General features: G+C 70.4%; 17 protein-coding genes. 12 read left to right on the top strand and 5 right to left on the bottom strand.

The genetic code is table 11. From position 1 onward, the window contains the following. Both VF697_RS09920 and VF697_RS09915 read left to right on the top strand, forming a co-directional pair. The coding region (locus VF697_RS09920; RefSeq protein WP_331093624.1) for a sigma 54-interacting transcriptional regulator at nucleotides 1-940 on the top strand (940 nt) is incomplete at its 5' end. Between the two features lie 243 nt (nucleotides 941-1,183). Further along, nucleotides 1,184-1,708, top strand: coding sequence for a redoxin domain-containing protein (locus VF697_RS09915; RefSeq protein WP_331093622.1), 525 nt, complete (start codon nucleotides 1,184-1,186; stop codon nucleotides 1,706-1,708). 31 nt (nucleotides 1,709-1,739) lie between these two features. On the opposite strand, the gene VF697_RS09910 is transcribed toward VF697_RS09915, so the two are convergent. The 3 genes from VF697_RS09910 to VF697_RS09900 all read right to left on the bottom strand — a co-directional run bounded on the left by VF697_RS09910 (nucleotide 1,740) and on the right by VF697_RS09900 (nucleotide 6,733). Further along, entirely contained in the window at nucleotides 1,740-3,701 is a 1,962-nt protein-coding gene (locus VF697_RS09910; RefSeq protein ID WP_331093620.1) for a putative metal-binding motif-containing protein, read from the bottom strand. Between the two features lie 56 nt (nucleotides 3,702-3,757). Then, nucleotides 3,758-5,494, bottom strand: a complete 1,737-nt coding sequence (locus VF697_RS09905; protein ID WP_331093618.1) for a DEAD/DEAH box helicase — start codon at nucleotides 5,492-5,494, stop codon at nucleotides 3,758-3,760. Between the two features lie 75 nt (nucleotides 5,495-5,569). Beyond that, the gene (locus VF697_RS09900) at nucleotides 5,570-6,733 is read right to left on the bottom strand and encodes an epoxide hydrolase family protein (RefSeq protein WP_331093616.1); all 1,164 of its coding nucleotides are present in this window, start codon (nucleotides 6,731-6,733) and stop codon (nucleotides 5,570-5,572) included. A 328-nt stretch (nucleotides 6,734-7,061) separates the two neighbouring features. Between VF697_RS09900 and VF697_RS09895 the strand changes: the two genes are divergently transcribed. The 3 genes from VF697_RS09895 (at nucleotide 7,062) to VF697_RS09885 (ending at nucleotide 9,135) form a co-directional block, all read left to right on the top strand. Beyond that, on the top strand, nucleotides 7,062-7,541 hold the full coding sequence (locus VF697_RS09895) for a sigma-70 family RNA polymerase sigma factor (RefSeq protein WP_331093614.1): 480 nt from the start codon (nucleotides 7,062-7,064) through the stop codon (nucleotides 7,539-7,541). Nucleotides 7,542-7,543: 2 nt separating this feature from the next. Further along, on the top strand, nucleotides 7,544-8,341 hold the full coding sequence (locus tag VF697_RS09890) for an ActD protein (RefSeq protein ID WP_331093612.1): 798 nt from the start codon (nucleotides 7,544-7,546) through the stop codon (nucleotides 8,339-8,341). A 248-nt stretch (nucleotides 8,342-8,589) separates the two neighbouring features. Next, nucleotides 8,590-9,135: a tetratricopeptide repeat protein gene (locus VF697_RS09885; protein WP_331093610.1), complete on the top strand. Its 546-nt coding sequence runs from the start codon at nucleotides 8,590-8,592 to the stop codon at nucleotides 9,133-9,135. Nucleotide 9,136: 1 nt separating this feature from the next. On the opposite strand, the gene VF697_RS09880 is transcribed toward VF697_RS09885, so the two are convergent. Further along, the gene (locus tag VF697_RS09880) at nucleotides 9,137-9,580 is read right to left on the bottom strand and encodes a GNAT family N-acetyltransferase (RefSeq protein ID WP_331093608.1); all 444 of its coding nucleotides are present in this window, start codon (nucleotides 9,578-9,580) and stop codon (nucleotides 9,137-9,139) included. A gap of 113 nt (nucleotides 9,581-9,693) precedes the next feature. Here VF697_RS09880 and VF697_RS09875 point away from each other — a divergent pair, with 113 nt between their 5' ends. The 6 genes from VF697_RS09875 to VF697_RS09850 all read left to right on the top strand — a co-directional run bounded on the left by VF697_RS09875 (nucleotide 9,694) and on the right by VF697_RS09850 (nucleotide 14,708). Further along, nucleotides 9,694-10,245 carry a sigma-70 family RNA polymerase sigma factor gene (locus tag VF697_RS09875; RefSeq protein WP_331093606.1) on the top strand — a complete coding sequence of 184 codons (552 nt, stop codon included), beginning with the start codon at nucleotides 9,694-9,696 and terminating at the stop codon, nucleotides 10,243-10,245. Beyond that, a complete protein-coding gene (locus VF697_RS09870) occupies nucleotides 10,242-10,808 on the top strand; it encodes a hypothetical protein (RefSeq protein WP_331093604.1) in 567 nt (188 codons plus the stop codon). The genes VF697_RS09875 and VF697_RS09870 overlap by 4 nt, the downstream gene beginning before the upstream one ends. 36 nt (nucleotides 10,809-10,844) lie before the next feature. Further along, a complete protein-coding gene (locus VF697_RS09865; protein WP_331093602.1) occupies nucleotides 10,845-11,408 on the top strand; it encodes a periplasmic heavy metal sensor in 564 nt (187 codons plus the stop codon). Between the two features lie 87 nt (nucleotides 11,409-11,495). After that, nucleotides 11,496-12,962 (top strand): amino acid permease, encoded by a 1,467-nt coding sequence (locus VF697_RS09860; RefSeq protein WP_331093600.1) that lies wholly within the window; start codon nucleotides 11,496-11,498, stop codon nucleotides 12,960-12,962. Nucleotides 12,963-13,026: 64 nt separating this feature from the next. After that, nucleotides 13,027-13,635 carry a hypothetical protein gene (locus VF697_RS09855; RefSeq protein ID WP_331093598.1) on the top strand — a complete coding sequence of 203 codons (609 nt, stop codon included), beginning with the start codon at nucleotides 13,027-13,029 and terminating at the stop codon, nucleotides 13,633-13,635. A 23-nt stretch (nucleotides 13,636-13,658) separates the two neighbouring features. Then, the gene (locus VF697_RS09850) at nucleotides 13,659-14,708 is read left to right on the top strand and encodes a class I SAM-dependent methyltransferase (protein ID WP_331093596.1); all 1,050 of its coding nucleotides are present in this window, start codon (nucleotides 13,659-13,661) and stop codon (nucleotides 14,706-14,708) included. 1 nt (nucleotide 14,709) lies between these two features. Here VF697_RS09850 and VF697_RS09845 read toward each other — a convergent pair whose 3' ends face one another. Next, nucleotides 14,710-15,147: an EVE domain-containing protein gene (locus VF697_RS09845; RefSeq protein ID WP_331093594.1), complete on the bottom strand. Its 438-nt coding sequence runs from the start codon at nucleotides 15,145-15,147 to the stop codon at nucleotides 14,710-14,712. A 27-nt stretch (nucleotides 15,148-15,174) separates the two neighbouring features. Between VF697_RS09845 and VF697_RS09840 the strand changes: the two genes are divergently transcribed. Further along, nucleotides 15,175-16,489, top strand: a 1,315-nt coding sequence (locus tag VF697_RS09840) for an amidase (RefSeq protein WP_331093592.1), incomplete at its 3' end; no start/stop codon positions are given.

Below are 16,489 nucleotides of genomic sequence, written 5' to 3'. Positions count from 1 at the left end.
GGAGAAGCCCGGCAAGTTCGAGCTGGCGGACCAGGGCACCATCTTCCTGGACGAGATCGGCGAGATGGCCATCCGCCTGCAGGCCAAGCTGCTGCAGGTGTTGCAGGACGAGGAGTTCTTCCGGGTGGGCGGCAAGAAGAGCGTCCGCGTGGACAGCCGCGTGGTGGTGGCGACGAACCGCGAGCTGGAGCGGGAGATCGAGCTGGGCAACTTCCGCGAGGATCTCTTCTACCGCTTGAACGTGGTGGCCATCCGGCTGCCGGCGCTGCGCGAGCGCCCCGAGGACGTGGTGCCGCTGACGGACCACTTCCTGAAGAAGTACGGGCGCGGCTTCATGAGCGGGGTGGCGGAGCTGCCGCCCGAGGTGCTGCGGGCCTTCACCGAGTACGAGTGGCCGGGCAACGTGCGCGAGCTGGAGAACATGGTGCGCCGGCTGTGCGTGCTCAAGGACGCCTCGCTGGTGCTCGACGAGCTGCGCGGGGGAGGCCGGACGCCGGCGAGCGCGCCCTCGCTGCCCACCTCTTACGCGGGAGACGGGGACGTGGAGCCTCCGGCGCCGACGGTGCGCGTGCCGGTGGCCGCCGCGACGGTGGGCGGAGGCACGTCGGTGCAGGTGCTGGAGATGCCGGCGCGGGGCAACGCGCCCCCGATGGAGGTGCCGGCCAACCAGGCGGTGGCGCCGGTGCGCTACGCCAATCCGTTCGACGCGCCGCAGCCGCCGCCTCCTCCTCCGACCATGCCGGAAGGGGAGATGTCGCTGAAGGACATCGGCAAGCGGGCGGCGATGCTCGCCGAGCGCGAGGCGATCCTGGCCATGCTCCAGCGCACCGCGTGGAACAAGCGTCGCGCGGCCAGCAAGCTGCGCATCAGCTACAAGGCGCTGCTCTACAAGATCAAGGAATGCGGCATCGTGGACCCGAGGGCCGCGGCCGAGTTCTGAAGCGGTCGGGACATGATTTCGGCGCTCCCGGGCGGTGACGACGGGTAGCTGGGGCCCCCTGTGTCTCTCCTGCACAGGGGGCCTCTTTTTTCGCTCGCACGGTGGGAGGCGGCACCAGCCCTCGGTGCGGCGCTCTCCCCGCGAGCGGGCTTCCAGGTGGGGCTCCCCGGGGCGAGGGTGTCGGCCCCACCTTTCTCGTTGAACCCGCTCCGAGCCGAAGCCCCAGCCACAGGAGGGAGACGCATGAGCCCTCGCCCGACCTCGCCCGCCAGGCCCCTTCTCCCTGGTGTGCTCGCCCCTGATTTCAGTCTGCACAGCACACCCGACCAGCAGATCTCCCTGTCCGACTTCCGGGGACGGCCCGTCGTCCTGGTCTTCTACCCGGCGGACTGGAGCCCGGTGTGCGGCGATCAGGTGAGCGTCTACAACGAGCTCCACACGGAGTTCGAGCGCTACCACGCCCAGCTCCTGGGCATCTCGGTGGACGGGGTGTGGTGCCACCTCGCCTTCGCCGAGCACCGCAAGTTGCACTTCCCGTTGCTCGCCGACTTCGAGCCCAAGGGCGCGGTGGCGCGCAGCTACGGCGTGTACCGTGAGCACGAGGGCTACTGCGAGCGTGCCCTGTTCGTGGTGGACGCGGAGGGCCGTGTGGCCTGGAGCTACGTGTCGCCGCTCGGCGTCAACCCGGGGGCCGAAGGCGTCCTCGAAGCGCTCGAGGCGCTCCAGGCGCCCATCCACCTGAACATCTCCCCCGAGGTGTCTCCATGACGGGAAGGCTCACTCCTCCCGTGCCGGTCCGCTACTCCGGGAAGTGCGCCACGTGGCCGTCGTCGCCCGCGACCCAGATGTCGCTCGGCGAGCTGAGCGCGATGTCCCGGAGGGGCTTGCTCCCCGAATAGGAGAGAGCGGGCGCCCAGCCATCCACGGTCAGTCGGCGAAGCTTCCCGTTCTCGGCGGTGACGTAGATGGAGGACGGGTCCAGCGCTACCACGCTGGTGAAGGTGGCGTTGGCGTTGTCCGGGGGGGCGGTTACCCGCTCCCAGCTCGTGCCCCCGCTCCATTTCATCACCAGTCCCTTGTCTCCCACGGCATAGGCGAGGCTGGAGTTGGCCATCCACACGGCGCGCAGGGCCCCGGTGTAGCCCATGACGTCGCGCGGGGTGTGCGTCGTCACGGCGCTCTCTCCGCCGCTGCCGGGATAGCTGGAGATGTACGGGGTGTTGGTGTCTTCCGTGCCGCCGACCGCGAACAGCTGCGTGGACGTCACTCCGTGGAGGCCGGAGTAGGTGGGAGGGTACAGGTTGTATCGCTCCTCCAGGTCACTGCCCGGCGTCCACGCATACAACCTGCCCTTGGCGTCCACCACGTAGAGCTGGGTCGTCGTTCCCGAGGTGAATCCCACGATGCCCGTGAATTCATTATTGTTGGAGGTGTGTTTCCTCTGGTTGGTGCAACTCGTACCCGTGTGCTCGGCGACGTTCGCGTCGTAGCCAGCGAGGAAGACGTGGCCGTCGCTGGGACGGACCCATGCGGCGCGCCAGTGGATGTCTCCGCAACTTTCATCAAGGCTCTTGAAAGGCTGGCCCGCCGCGGTGCGCACTGCGAGCGCGCCCCTGTCTCCCGCCACCCACACAAGACCGTTCGCTCCGAGCGCCACGGTCTTCCAATGGTGGTCGCCGCTGAGGGCGGGGTCGTCCGTGAACACCTTCCATCCCTTGCCCCCGCAGACGCCCCCCTCGTCCCGCTGGGTGTTACAGGTGTTGTCCCGGTCGTCGCATACCTCCGAGCCGCCACTCCGGTTGTGCTTGTCACGATCGTCGCAGTCGTCCGTGTTGGGGACGGTGCCCGGAGGCGGCGTCGCACCAGGACACACCGGGAACGACTCTTGAGCGTTACCCGCGCCATCGCCGTCCCTATCCGCGTAATAGGAGGTGGGCTGGGGGGCTTCGCAGGTCAGCCCGGTGTGGCTGGCGTTGCAGACGTTCCGCCCACCGGGGCAGACCCCGCTGCACGAGGTGCCCTTGGCGAATCCATCATCCACGGTGCCATCGCAGTCCTCGTCGATCTCGTCGCACCGGGTCTCCGTGAAGTTGGCGCGGGGGAAGGCTCCAGGGTCCGAGTCCCGGCAGTCCGTGGCGTTCTCCACGTAGCGGGTGGTGCCCGAGTTCGCGGGCCTGGTGCAGCTCAACACCGCGGTGGCGGCCTTGTCGCCGAAGCCATCCCCGTCCCGGTCCGGGAACCAGGGCGAGCCCACGCCCTGATCGACGTTCCCGTCGCAGTCATTGTCCCGGGCGTCGCACACCTCGCTGGCGCCGGGGCGGCTGTCCTCGTGCGCGTCGTCGCAGTCCCTCCCGTTGTGGTCCGCGGCGACATAGCCGTCCCCATCCGCGTCCGGCGCGTCCAGGGTGATGGCGAGCTGCTCGATGCCCGCCTTCGTCTCGAGCTTCACCGTGCGCACGTCCCGGGCCACTTCATTCCCGTCGCAGGACTGCTCATGGGCCGTGGTGGTGATCTCCAGGGTGTGGCTCCAGCTCTCCTGGCGGAAGACGGCCAGGCGCACCGTCGAGGGCCCTCGCTGGAGCACCTCGAGCTGCTCTCTCGCCTCCTGGCCCTCGCCTTCCGCATCCCGGGCGGTGACGGTGATGCACCCGGCCTTGAAGCCGTAGGAGACGTCCACCCGGACGGCGGCCTCGGGGGCGCGCGGCAGGCACCCTCCCGCGAGGATCGGCAGCAGCAGAAGCGAAGCGAGTCGAGACCTCATGACACCCCTCCATTTCGTGTGGCTCTACCCCTCGCGGGTGTCCTGCCCTGGGTATTTCAGCCCCGGTCGCGGCGCACGGGGACCTTCTTGCCGCGCAGCGTGGTCTGCTTCAGCGCGGTGACGATCTGATCCGCCATGGATTCGGGCACCTCGACGAGCGAGTGGGTGTCGCCAATCTGGATGGCGCCGATCCGCTTGCCCTCCACGCCCGCCTCGCCAGCGATGGCGCCCACCAGATCCGCGGGCCGTACCCCCGCGTTGCGGCCCACGCCGATGAACAGCCGCGCCATCTCGAAGTCCTCCGACGGGCCCGTGCGGCGCTTGGGCCCCCGAGACTCCGCCCCAGGCCGTTCCCTCATGCCGGGACGTGCGGCGGTCCGGGCGTCCTTGCCCGGATGTGGGGACCGCGAGGGCCTGTCCGTGGGCGGGGCCACCAGGGGGATGTCCTTCTCCTCCTCCTCGTCACGGCCCTCCACCTGGGCGTCATGGAGCAGCTTCACCCCGGCGGCGGCCACCTCCAGCAGGTCGAACTCGGAGGCGAGGCTCTCCACCACGGAGCGGTAGGAGTCGAGCTCGCCCGCCACCAGGGCCTCGCGCAGGGAGGCGCGGACGAGCTCCAGCCGGCGGGCACGCAGGTCCGCCACGGTGGGCACGGTGGCCACTTCGATCTTCTGGCCGGTGAGCTTCTCGATGTTGCGCAGCAGCCGGTGCTCGCGCGGCTCGGCCAGGGTGATGGCCACGCCCTCGCGCCCGGCGCGACCGGTGCGGCCGATGCGGTGGACGTACGCCTCGGGGGCGTTGGGCACGTCGTAGTTGACGACGTGGGAGAGCTTCTCGATGTCCAGCCCGCGCGCGGCCACGTCCGTGGCGACGAGCAGCTCGATGGCGTGGGTCTTGAACTGCTTGAGGACGCGGTCGCGCTGCGCCTGGTCCATGCCGCCGTGGAGCGCCTGGGCCCGCCAGCCGCGGCCGTTGAGCGACACGGTGAGCTCATCCACCTCGGTGCGGGTGCGGCAGAAGACGATGGCGGCGGTGGGGGCCTCCACGTCCAGCACGCGCCCGAGCGTGGCGGCCTTGAAGGCGCGCGGGACGATGTAGGCCGTCTGGCGCACGCGCGGGCCGGTGCCGGGCGCCACCTTCTCCTTGGCGATGCGCACGTGGACGGGCTCGTTCAGGTGGCGCTCGGCGATGGAGGCGATGCGCGGGGGCAGGGTGGCGGAGAAGAGGGCCGTCTGGTGCTCCTCCGGGGTGGCCTCCAGGAGGGCCTCCAGGTCCTCGGCGAAGCCCATGTCGAGCATCTCGTCGGCCTCGTCGAGCACCACGGTGCGCACGGAGTCGAGCAGGAGCGACTGGCGCCTCATGTGGTCCAGTGCGCGGCCCGGGGTGGCGACGACGACGTCCACGCCGCGCTTGAGGACGCGCAACTGCTGCCCCATGGGCTGGCCGCCGTAGATGGGCAGCACGCTCACGCCGAGCTTCTGGCCGTAGCGGTGGATGGCCTCGGCCACCTGCATGGCGAGCTCACGCGTGGGGACGAGCACGAGCGCGGACGTGGAGAACGCCGCGTGCTCGCCGGGGGTGAGGCGCTGGAGCAGGGGCAGGGCGAAGGCGGCCGTCTTCCCGGTGCCGGTGGCGGCGATGCCGAGCAGGTCCTTGCCCGCGAGCAGCGGGGGGAGGGCGGCGCGCTGGATGGGGGTGGGCTCCTCATAGCCGAGCGCGTGGAGCGCCTCGACGAGGGCGGGCTGGAGGCCCAGTTGTTCGAAGGACGGAGGGGCGGCGGGAGTGGTGCTCACAGTGGGGGGCTTGTACCACCGCCCCCCCTGTACGTCTTGAAGTACTGGCCCCCGCCGTCGACTGCTGGCCAACCGTCAGCCGCGCAGCGTCCGGAAGAAGGACCGGATGTCTTCCACCAGGAGTTCCGGCTGCTCCATGGGTCCGAAGTGCCCGCCCCGGGGGAAGGGCGTCCAGCGCTGGAGGTTGATGTAGCGCTCGGCCCAGCGCCGGGGCATCTGGGCGACGTCCCGCGGGAAGACGGCCACGGCGGTGGGGGCCTCGACGACGGGCATCCGGTCGTGCGACGGCTGCCAGGGCTGGTGCGTGGCCTCGTAGTAGTAGCGCGCGGCGCTCCCGAAGCTCTGGGTGGCCCAGTAGAGGGTCATCGTGGTGAGCAGCTCATCCCGGGAGAAGACCTTCTCGACGTCTCCCCCGCAGTCGCTCCAGGCCCGGCGCTTCTCGAGGATCCACGCACACATGCCCACGGGCGAGTCGTGCATCGCATAGGCGAGTGTCTGCGGGCGCGTGCTCTGGACGGCCGAGTACGCGCTGCCCTCCATGAAGAAGAGCATGGTCCGCCCGAGGGCCTCCTGCTCGTCCGGGCCGTACTCGGTGGGAGGAGGAGGGCCCTTGCTGAAGACGTCGAGCGGCGCCAGTCCCAGGTTGTACAGGCCGATCAGCCGGTCCGCGTACTTGTGCCCGAGCTGCAGGTTGACGAGTCCGCCCCAGTCACCGCCGTGCACGGCGAAGCGCGGGTAGCCGAGCCCCTCCATGAGCTGCACCCACAGGTCCGCCGTCTTCCACCAGTTCACGCCCGTCTTCGTCAGGGGCGTGGAGAAGCCGAAGCCCGGCAGCGAGGGCACGACGACGTCGAACGCGTCACGCGGATCTCCGCCGTACGCGGCCGGGTTCGTCAGCGGGCCGATGAGCTTGTGCATATCCCAGAACGTCCACGGCCAGCCGTGGGTCAGGATGATCGGCGTGGGGTTGGGACCCTTGCCCTTCTCGTGGATGAAGTGGATGGGGTTGCCATCGAGCGTGGTGCGGAAGTGGGAGAAGGCGTTGATGGCCTTCTCCTGGGCGCGCCAGTCGAACCCCTCCCGCCAGTAGCGCACGAGTCCGGCGAGATACTCCTGCTGGGTGCCGTAGGCCCAGCTCTCGTTGCCGGCGTCGCTCGGCCAGCGCGTCCTCGAAAGACGGTCACGGAGATCCGTGAGGACTTCATCGGAGATGGAGACTTTGAAGCGTTCCGCGTGCATGGGGGGCCCCCCGGTCCAGGAGTGGAGAAGAAACGGCCGCCGACTATAGCGCACCGCTTGCGTCGTCCACGGGGGCTCGTTAAGCGCGGACCATGCTTCCTCTCGTCCTGCTCGGGTGTGGGTACACGTTGACGCGGCTGGCCCGCGAGGAGGCGCGGCGAGGGCGGAGCGTCCTGGCCGTGACGCGAGATGACACGCCTCCGTCTGACGGGCGTGATTCCGGCTGCTTACGGGGCCTCGCCATCCCGTCGTACCCGAGGAAACGGTACGCGGTAACAGTTCGCGCCCGCTCCGGTGTTCTGGTGCGCGCGAGGACGGAGGGACCGCGTTGGCCATCGACGTAGAAGCCTGCTACCGCCGGTATGGACCGATGGTGCTCCGGCGCTGCCGCTTCCTCCTGCGCGACGAGGAGCGGGCCGTGGATGCCATGCAGGACGTCTTCGTCCAGCTCCTCGACCACCAGGAGGCCCTGTCGCAGACGGCTCCCTCCAGCCTGCTGCACCGCATGGCGACGAACGTGTGCCTCAACCGCATGCGCTCGGAGCGCCGGCGGCCCGCGGACTCGGACGAGGAGTTGCTGATGCGCATCGCGTCCCTGGAGGACCTGGAGGCGCGCACGGGGGCGGCGGCGGTGTTGGATCGGCTCTTCGGACGCGAGCAGGTGTCCACGCGCACCATCGCCGTGCTGCACCTGGTGGATGGCATGACCTATGAGGAGGTGGCTCGAGAGGTGGGCCTCTCCGTCTCGGGCGTCCGCAAGCGCCTGCGCACCTTGCGCGCCCACCTGCGGGAACTGGAGGCCGCCTGACCATGTCCCAACGCACGCCCGACTGGCTGTTGGAGCGCATCGCCCTGGGAGAGCTGCCCCCCGAGGAACTGGCCGCCGCCCGTGCGCGGTTGGCCGCCGAGCCCGGAGGCCTCGAGCGCCTCGCGAAGCTGGAGGCCGATGACGGAGCCACGCTGACGAAGCTCCCTCCGGCCCGGGTCGCCGCCGAGGTGGCACGCCGCCGCCGGGGGGTGGAGGCCTCGCGCCCGGTCCAGACGTCTCGCCGCTGGCTGCCGGCCCTCGCGCTGGGCGTGCCCGTGGCCGCGGGGCTCGCGGCGCTGATGCTCTTCTCCCAGCGAGAGCTGCCCGAGGAGCCCCGGCAGCCACGGGCGGTGCTGCTGGACACGACGCGCACCAAGGGCCTGGAGCCCAAGCTGCTCCTCCACCGCCAGACGCGAGGCGCTCCCGAGCCACTCGCGGACCAGTCCCAGGCGCGGCGGGGGGACGTGTTGCAGCTCGGCTACGTGTCCGCGGGCAAGCCCTACGGCGCGCTGCTGTCCATCGACGGCCGAGGCTCCGTCACGCTCCACTCCCCGGAGGTGCTCACCGGCTCGCCCGAGCTGAAGGGCGGAACGGTGTCGCTGCCCAGCGCGTACGAGCTGGATGACGCCCCCGCCTTCGAGCGCTTCTTCTTCGTCACCAGTGACGCCCCCTTCGACGTGAAGGCCCTGATGGAGTCGGCGCGCGCACTGGCCCGCTCCCCCGAGGACGCCCGCCGCGCGCCGCTGTCCCTGCCGCCGGAGCTGTCGCAGACCTCCCTCACGCTGCGGAAGGCTCCCTGACGCACCGGGACGATCACCCTCGCTAATGCCCCGCTGAAGGAGCGCCCGCTGGCAAGCCGTGGCCTGGTCCACAGCACGTGAGGTCCCCCTGGTCTCCGGGTTTTCAGCGGACCCCCCGGCCTGTCAGGCTGGTCAGTCCGTGCTGTAGACTCTCGACCGTCAGCACCGGGCTGAAGTCTGGACCGGCGCGAAGGGGGCATATGTCGTCCAAGCTGTTAGCGGCATTCAACGAGGGCGTGAGCCTCTCGATGTCTGGCAACCACGAGGCCGCGATCCAGGCGTTTGACCGCGTGCTGTCCCAGGACCCCAATGACGTGCTGGCACTGAGCGCCAAGGGCTCGGAGTACGCCAGCCTGGGGCGTCCGCGCGAGGCGCTGAAGTGCTTCGAGCGCGCCATCGACCTGGACCCCGAGACGGCCGAGCACTACCGCAACGCGGCCATCTGCCAGCTCGAGCTGGACGAGCCGGAGCTGGCGAGGAACCTGCTCGACCAGGCCCTGGAGCTCAACACCGAGCACGCCTGGCGCGAGGCGAGCGCGGTGGAGATCGCCAACCTGGGCGAGGCGCTGGCGACGGAGTCGGGCAAGCACCGGACGCGAGGCATCGGGCTGACGGGCAAGGCGCGCTACCGGCACGCCCGGCACGTGCTGGAGGTGGCGCTGGAGCTCAACCCGGGGCTGGCCGAGGCGGCCAGGGCCCTGGCGGACGTCTGGGCGCACCTGGGCGACACGGACAAGCGCGACCAGTACACCCAGCTCGCCGGCCGGCTGCAGCGCACCGCCACCGCCGTCTGAGTCAGAGCGCGCGCCACATGAGGTAGTGCGGGCCGATGCCGGGCAGTTCGAACTCCTGCCCCTCCACGGCGAAGTCCAGCGCTCGGTAGAAGCCCGAGGCCGTCGTCCGCGCGTTGCACCACAGTTGGGTGCCGCCGTGACGCACCGCGTGATCCATGCAGGCCCGCAGCAGTGCCGCCCCGTAGCCCTTGCCCTGCTCGGTGACGAGCACCGCCATGCCCCGCAGGCGCCACTCGGTGGGCGCTTGGGAGCCGGGCCGGGGCTCCCGGTAGAGCGACGCCACCCCGAGCTGCTGGCCCTCCACGTACAACCCCAGGTGGACGGTGTCCGCGGCGTCGTCCCCCGGGTAGACCAGCTCCTCGGGGCGCTGGTGCGGGCGGAGCACGACGTGGCGGAGGTAGCGCGTCTCGGAGGCGGGGATTTGGCGGAGCTCGTAAGGGGGCATGGCGGTCGCGGATTCTCCCGGAGGGGCGAAAAAATGGGGGAAAAAATCCGGTGTATGCCTCCCCCGGGGTTCACGCGTCCTCTCCTGTGGAAACCGGGCAACGAGGTCCACTCTTGAAGGGCACCGCCGTCATGGACGAGACGCCGATGGGAGCGAGGGGCACCCCCCTCGACTTCGACGTGCTCGTGGAGAGCGAGCAGGCGGCTCTCCTGCGCCTGGCACGGCGGCTCGTCTGGGACGGGGAGGAGGCGAGGGACCTCGTCCAGGCCACCCTGGCCGATGCCTATGAGAAGCGCCACGCCCTCCGGGACCCCAAGGCGGGCCCGGCCTGGCTGCGGCGCATCCTCGTCTCGCGCGCCATCGGCCACCTGCGCCGGCGCCGGGTGTGGAGCGTCGTGCGCGAGGTGCTGGACCTCGGACCGGACTCGCACCCCTCGCCCGAGGAGCGCTTCGCCGGTGTCGAGCGCTGGCGCGCCTTTGGCCGGGCCCTGAGGACCCTTCCGGCCCAGCAGGCCACGGCCTTCTCCCTCCGCTACCTGGAGGGGCTCGAGCTCGACGCCATCGCCGATGCCATGAACATCGGCCGCGGCACCGTCCGCATCCACCTCTACCGTGCGCTTCGGAAGCTCAAGGCCGCCGACGCGCTTCAAGGAGACACCCCATGAGTTGCCAGGACTTCGCCGCGGCCCTCGTGGACGAGCGCCTGCCCCGGCCCCCGGGCCTCCAGGCCCACCTGGAGCAGTGCGCCGAGTGCCGTGCGCTCGCCGGCCTCCATGCGTCCGCCAGCGTGCTGCGCCTGCCCGACCCGCCGGAGCCGGCCACCCTCTCGCGCGAGGCCATCCTCGGAGAGGTGCGCCGCCGCCAGCACCGCCGCCGGGTGGCCGCCAGCGCCACCGCCACCGCCGCCGCGGTCGCCCTGGTGCTGCTCATCTCGCCGCGCGTGAGGACGCCGGTGTCCGGCGAGGCCGATCCGGTGGTGGGCGGCCCCCTCGAGGGCTCCCTCCAGGTCGAGCAGCCCACCCAGGCCGCGCAGGGGGAGGTCGCCTCCCTCGGGCTGCTGTTCGACGAGGTGCACGGCTACACGCGCACCCACCCGAGCGTCGAGGACGCCATGTACCAGCCCTTCGGAGCGCTCGCCGCGTGGGTGCGCCCGCCGGACTCCACGGCGCTCGACGCGGAGCCCTTCCAGTCGGCCCTCGCGGCCTTCCATGTCCCGAAGTCGCAGTGACTCGAAGTCTGAAGCAGTAACGAAAGGAGCCGTCCCATGATGAAGAAGCTGATGTGCGCTCTCCTGGTCCTCACCGCCGTGCCCGCGCTCGCCCAGGACACGGAGGAGGACGTGGTGATCATGCGGGGGCCGGGCAGGGCCCCGATGCCGCCGCCTCCTCCGCTCCCGCCCGAGCCGCCCCTGGCCCCCCCGTCCTTCGGGATTCCTCCGCAGGTGGCGGCGAAGATCGGCCTGCCGCGGGAACTCGTGCAGAAGGTGCAGGATCTGACGTTCACGGCCAATGAGGCGCTGATCGGCCTGGAGGCGGACCTCAAGCGGGCCCAGCTCGTGCTGGAGAAGGAGCTGCGCCAGCCGAGCCCCAACGAGGGCACCGTGAAGGACCTGGTGGAGAAGGCGGGCCGCGCGGAGACGGCGGTGCGCCAGAACCGGGTGGGCCTGCTGGTGGCCATCAAGAAGGCGCTGGGCCCCGACTACTGGGCGAAGCTGGAGGCGGAGATGGGCCCCATGCCCCTGGGGATGGGCGCGCGGCACTTCCGCATCGAGCGGCGCATCGTGACGCCCCCGGCGCCCGGCCAGGAGCACGAGGAGCGCAGGAAGTAGCCGCCCCCGCTCCGGAGCGCCTACGAGCCCACACTCCGCGCCGCCGTCCCCTCCCATCGCCCGGACCCCGTGCCCATAGTGCCGGGCATGGATGCCGACAAGAAGCACCAGTTGGACGCGGATGCGGCCCAGCTCCAGCGCCTGGGGTACGCGCAGCAGCTGCTGCGCGACATGGGCGGCTTCTCCAACTTCGCCGTCTCCTTCTCCATCATCTCCATCCTCACCGGAGCGGTGACGCTCTATGGCCATGGCCTGCGCTTTGGCGGGCCGTTCGTCATGGGGATCGGGTGGCCCCTGGTGGCGGTGATGACGCTGACGGTGGCGGCGAGCCTCGCGCAGCTCGCCTCCTCGTTCCCCACGGCCGGAGCGCTCTACCACTGGGCCGCCATGCTCGGCGGCCCCCGGGTGGGCTTCTTCACCGCGTGGCTCAACACCATCGGCCAGTTCGCCATCACCGCGGGCATCGACTACGGGCTGGCGGAGTTCCTCGCGGACATGTTCGGGTGGCCACGGGAGCGGGGCTCCGTGCTGCCGCTCTACGCGGCCATCCTGCTGTCGCACGCCGTGCTCAACCACGTGGGCGTGCGCGTGGTGGCGATGCTCAACGACCTGTCGGCCTGGTATCACCTGGTGGGAGTGGCCGTGGTCATCGGCGCGCTGGTGGCCTTCGCGCCCAAGCAGGACGTCTCCTTCCTCCTCACACGCTTCTCCTCGGAGGGCTACCTCGGCACCCACGGCTACGGCTACGTCTTCCTCATCGGCCTGTTGCAGGCGCAGTGGACGTTCACCGGCTACGACGCCAGCGCCCACATCTCCGAGGAGACGGTGGACCCCACGCGCAACGCGCCCTGGGGCATCTTCCTGTCCGTGGCGGTGAGCGCGGTGGTGGGCTACGCGCTGCTGGTGGGGGTGACGCTGGCCATCAAGGATCTGCCGGCCGCCGCCGCCTCGGCCAACCCCTTCCTGTACGTGCTGCGCGAGTCGTTGGGGCCGGCGCTGGGCGGGGCGATGGTGTGGATCGCCATCGGCGCCATGTGGTTCTGCGGGCTGGCCTCGGTGACGTCCAACTCGCGCATGCTCTTCGCGTTCGCCCGGGACGGGGGGCTGCCGGCCTCGTCGCTGGTGGCGCGGGTGTCGCCGCGCTTCCGCAGCCCCCATGTGGCCATCTGGGTGTCGGTGGCGGCGGCCTTCGTGGTGGCCCTCTGGAGCGGGGCGTACGCGGCCATGGTGGCGCTCAGCACGCTGGCCCTCTATGCCTCGTACGCACTGCCCGTGCTGGTGGGCTGGCGCGCGCGGCGCAGCGGGACGTGGTCGCACCGGGGGCCGTGGGACCTGGGGCGCCTGTCCACGCCGGTGAACCTGGTGGCGCTGGGCTGGTGCGGAGTGGTGATGGTGCTCTTCGTCCTGCCCCCCAACCAGCTGGCGGGGTATACGTTCGCCGGGGCCCTCGCCCTGCTGACTGTCTACTGGGTGGCAATCCAGCGCCACACCTTCGTGGGTCCGAAGGTGACGCTGCTCACGCCGGCTCCTGTCCAGGCAAGTTCCGGGAAATGAGTCCGGGGGGCGAGCAGGTAGAACCCGGAGAGAGTCCTCTTCTTCCGAATCGGAGTCGTCCTTTATGAGCAAGCGTCCGCAGTCCGAGTCCTCCGAGCTGGTTGCCGCGGCGACGGCCATCGAGGAGGAGCTGCGCAAGTTCGAGACCCTCGCGGAGGAGGTTCGCAGTGGCCCCATGCGCTCGCAGAAGCACCTGGAGAGGATGGGCAAGCTGCTCAACCAGGTGGCGGACTGCGACGAGCGGATGGTGGCCAACATGCGCTCGCTGCTCGGGGTGCTCAACAAGTGGAGGGACCGGCAGCAGACGCTGGCGACCGAGGTGAACAGCCGGGCGCAGGAGCTCCAGACGCGCACCAAGGTGTACCAGGAGCTGATGCAGCGCTTCGGCGGGCTGGGGCAGGAGGCGGGGGCGCTCAGCACGCAGATGCAGGAAGTGGCCGGGATGACGCAGCAGGGCCAGCCGATGAAGGCCGAGGAGATCATCTCCTCGCTGCAGCTGGTGAACGAGCGGATGACACAGGTGGCGGACAACGCCGGAAAGCTGGCGAGCGACGCGGAGGCGCACGACTTCCTGGACGTGTCGCGCGACGCCGAGTCCCTGAGGCAGCAACTCCTGGCGGCGCGCAACCGGGCGAACCTGTTGCAGCAGAAGCTGCACCCCGCCAACGCCTGAGTCTCTAGTCCCAGGAGGGTCCCATGCGGTTGGGAGTCATTCCAGAAAACCCCATCGAGCGGCTCGTGCTCGCCGCGGGGCTCGTCCCCCGGCCGATCATCGAGACCCAGCTCGCCTTCACGCAGGCCCGCGCCGTGATGGCGGGCGTCGAGCTGGGCCTCTTCGAGGCGCTCAAGGACGAGGCCCGGACGGTCGAGGAGCTCGCCCGGGTCCGTGGCACGCACCCGCGAGCCACCGAGGCGCTCCTCAACTGCCTGGTGGGGTGTGACTACCTGGCGTACGAGGACACGACGCGGCGGTACTCGCTGCGGCCGGTGTCTCGCAAGTGGCTGTTGCTCGACAGCCCGCACTCGCTCGCCAACAAGCTGCGCTTCCAGCTCCTCGAGTGGCGCTACCTCGACCAGCTCGAGTCCTTCGTGCGCGACGGCAAGCCCATCGAGCTGCACAGCTCGAACAGTGCGGCGGAGTGGCGCTCGTACCAGGCGGGGATGGTCGACGTGGGCCGGCTCAGCTTGGGAGAGGTGGTGGCCCGGACCCCTGTTCCCAAGGGCGCCCGCCGGATGCTCGACATCGGCGGCTCGGGCGGAACCTACTCCGCGGCCTTCCTGCGCAAGTACCCCGGGCTGCGCGCGACGATCCTCGACCTCGAGGCGGCGGTGCAGCATGCGCGCCCGTTCGTGGAGGCGCACCAGCTCGGAGAGCGCCTCGAGCTCATCGCGGGGAACGTCCTCACCGATGACCTGGGGGAGGGCACCTATGACTTCGTGTTCATGTCCTCGGTGGCGCACCACTTCACGCGCGAGCAGAACGGCGAGGTCGCGCGCAAGGTCTTCCGAGCGCTCGTTCCGGGCGGGGTGTTCATCCTCCAGGATTTCGAGCGGGGGAAGCGGCCGTCACCGAAGAACCAGAGCGGTGCGCTGATGGACCTCTACTTCGCCCTCACCAGCGCGTCCGGCACGTGGGCCCTCGACGAGATGCGGGACTGGCTCCGTCAGGCGGGCTTCACTCCGCGCAGGTCCGTGAAGTTCCGCGCCGCGCCCGGCATGGTGCAGGCGGTCGGGGTCAAGGCGTAGCTCAGGCGGAGCGGGGGAGCTTCGTCCGGCTCATCTCGAGGATGCGCTTGAAGTGCTCGGCGGTGACGGGGACCACGCTGATGCGGCTCTTGGTGATGAGCGGGATGTCCTTCAGCTCGGGGGTGGCCTTGATGGTGGCGAGCGTCACCGGCTCCTGGACGGCCACCACGGGGCCCATGTCCACGGAGGCCCAGTCCTCGCCGGGCGCGGTGGGGTCCGGCCCCGCCTCGGTGAGCACGCGGGCCACGCCCACCACCGCCTTGCCCTCGTTCGAGTGGTAGTAGAGGCACAGGTCCCCGGGCTTCATCGCCCGGAGGTTGTTGCGGGCCTCGTAGTTGCGAATGCCCGTCCACTCCGTCCTGCCGTCCTTCACCAACCGCGCGTAGGGGTAGACGGAGGGCTCGCTCTTGATCAGCCAGTATTGGGGTTTCTTCGCCATGGCGCGCGCATGGTAGAGAGCCAGCCCATGGCCATCCAGGGATATGACGAGCTCGACGCCACCGCCCTCGCCGAGCGGGTGCGCAACAAGGAGGTCCACCCGACCGAGCTGGTCGAGGAGGCCATCGCGCGCATCGAGGCCCTCAACCCGAAGCTCAACGCCGTGGTCCACAAGATGTACGACCAGGCGCGCAAGGCCGCTGCGGGAACGCTGCCCGAGGGCCCCTTCACCGGGGTACCCTTCCTGGTGAAGGACCTCGACGGCTATCTGGCGGGCGAGCCCTACGCGGGCGGGTGCCGGGCGCTGGTGGGCTTCATCCCCGACCATGACTCGGAGCTGCTCGCGCGCCAGCGCCGCTCGGGCGTCATCATCGTGGGCAAGACGAACACGCCCGAGCTGGGAATCCTCGGCGTCACCGAGCCGGCGCTGCGAGGACCGACGCGCAACCCGTGGAACCTGGATCACACGCCGGGAGGCTCCAGCGGGGGCTCGGCGGCGTGCGTGGCGGCGCGGGTGGTGCCCATGGCGCACGGAGGCGACGGTGGCGGCTCCATCCGCATCCCCGCGTCCGCCTGTGGCCTCTTTGGCATCAAACCGACCCGCGCGCGCAACCCCGTGGGCCCGGACGTGGGCGAAGGGTGGGGTGGCTTCGTCCAGCAGCACGTGCTGACCCGCAGCGTGCGCGACAGCGCCGCGATGCTCGATGCGACGCAGGGCCCGGAGTCCGGTGCGCCGTACATGGTGGTGCCTCCCGCGCGGCCCTACCTCCAGGAGGTGGGCACTCCGCCCGGACGGCTCCGCATCGCCTTCTCCACCGGCTCGCTCTTTGGCAAGCACGTCCACCCGGACTGCGTGGCGGCGGTCCGGGACGCGGTGAAGCTGTGCGAGGAGCTGGGACACGAGGTCGTCGAGGACGCGCCGCGCTTCGACCGCGAGGAGCTGGTGCGCGCGTACCTGGTGACCGTCGCTACCAACGTGGCGGTGCAGATGAAGGAGATCGCCCAGCTCATCGGCAGGCCCGTGGGACCGACCGACGTCGAGCCGTCGACGTGGGCCCTCGCGCAGATCGGCCAGATGCTCTCCGCGGTGGACATGCAGGAGGCGCGCAACACCACCCTCCGGACGAGCCGACTGACGGCGACCTTCCACGAGCGCTACGACCTGTTCCTCGACGCGACGCTCGCCTATCCGCCGGTGCGCGTCGGAGAGCTGGCACTCAAGCCGGCCGAGCTTGCCGCGCTGACGGTCCTGCGCAAGGTGCCCCTGAAGCCCGTGGTCATGAAGCTGTTCGACCAGCTCGCGGCCAACAGCCTGGAGCCGACGCCGAACACCCAGCTCTTCA

The sequence above is a fragment of the Archangium sp. genome, assembly GCF_036388035.1.
In the GTDB taxonomy this organism is placed as follows: Bacteria; Myxococcota; Myxococcia; order Myxococcales; family Myxococcaceae; genus Archangium.
This window is presented reverse-complemented; position numbering and strand designations above follow the sequence as displayed.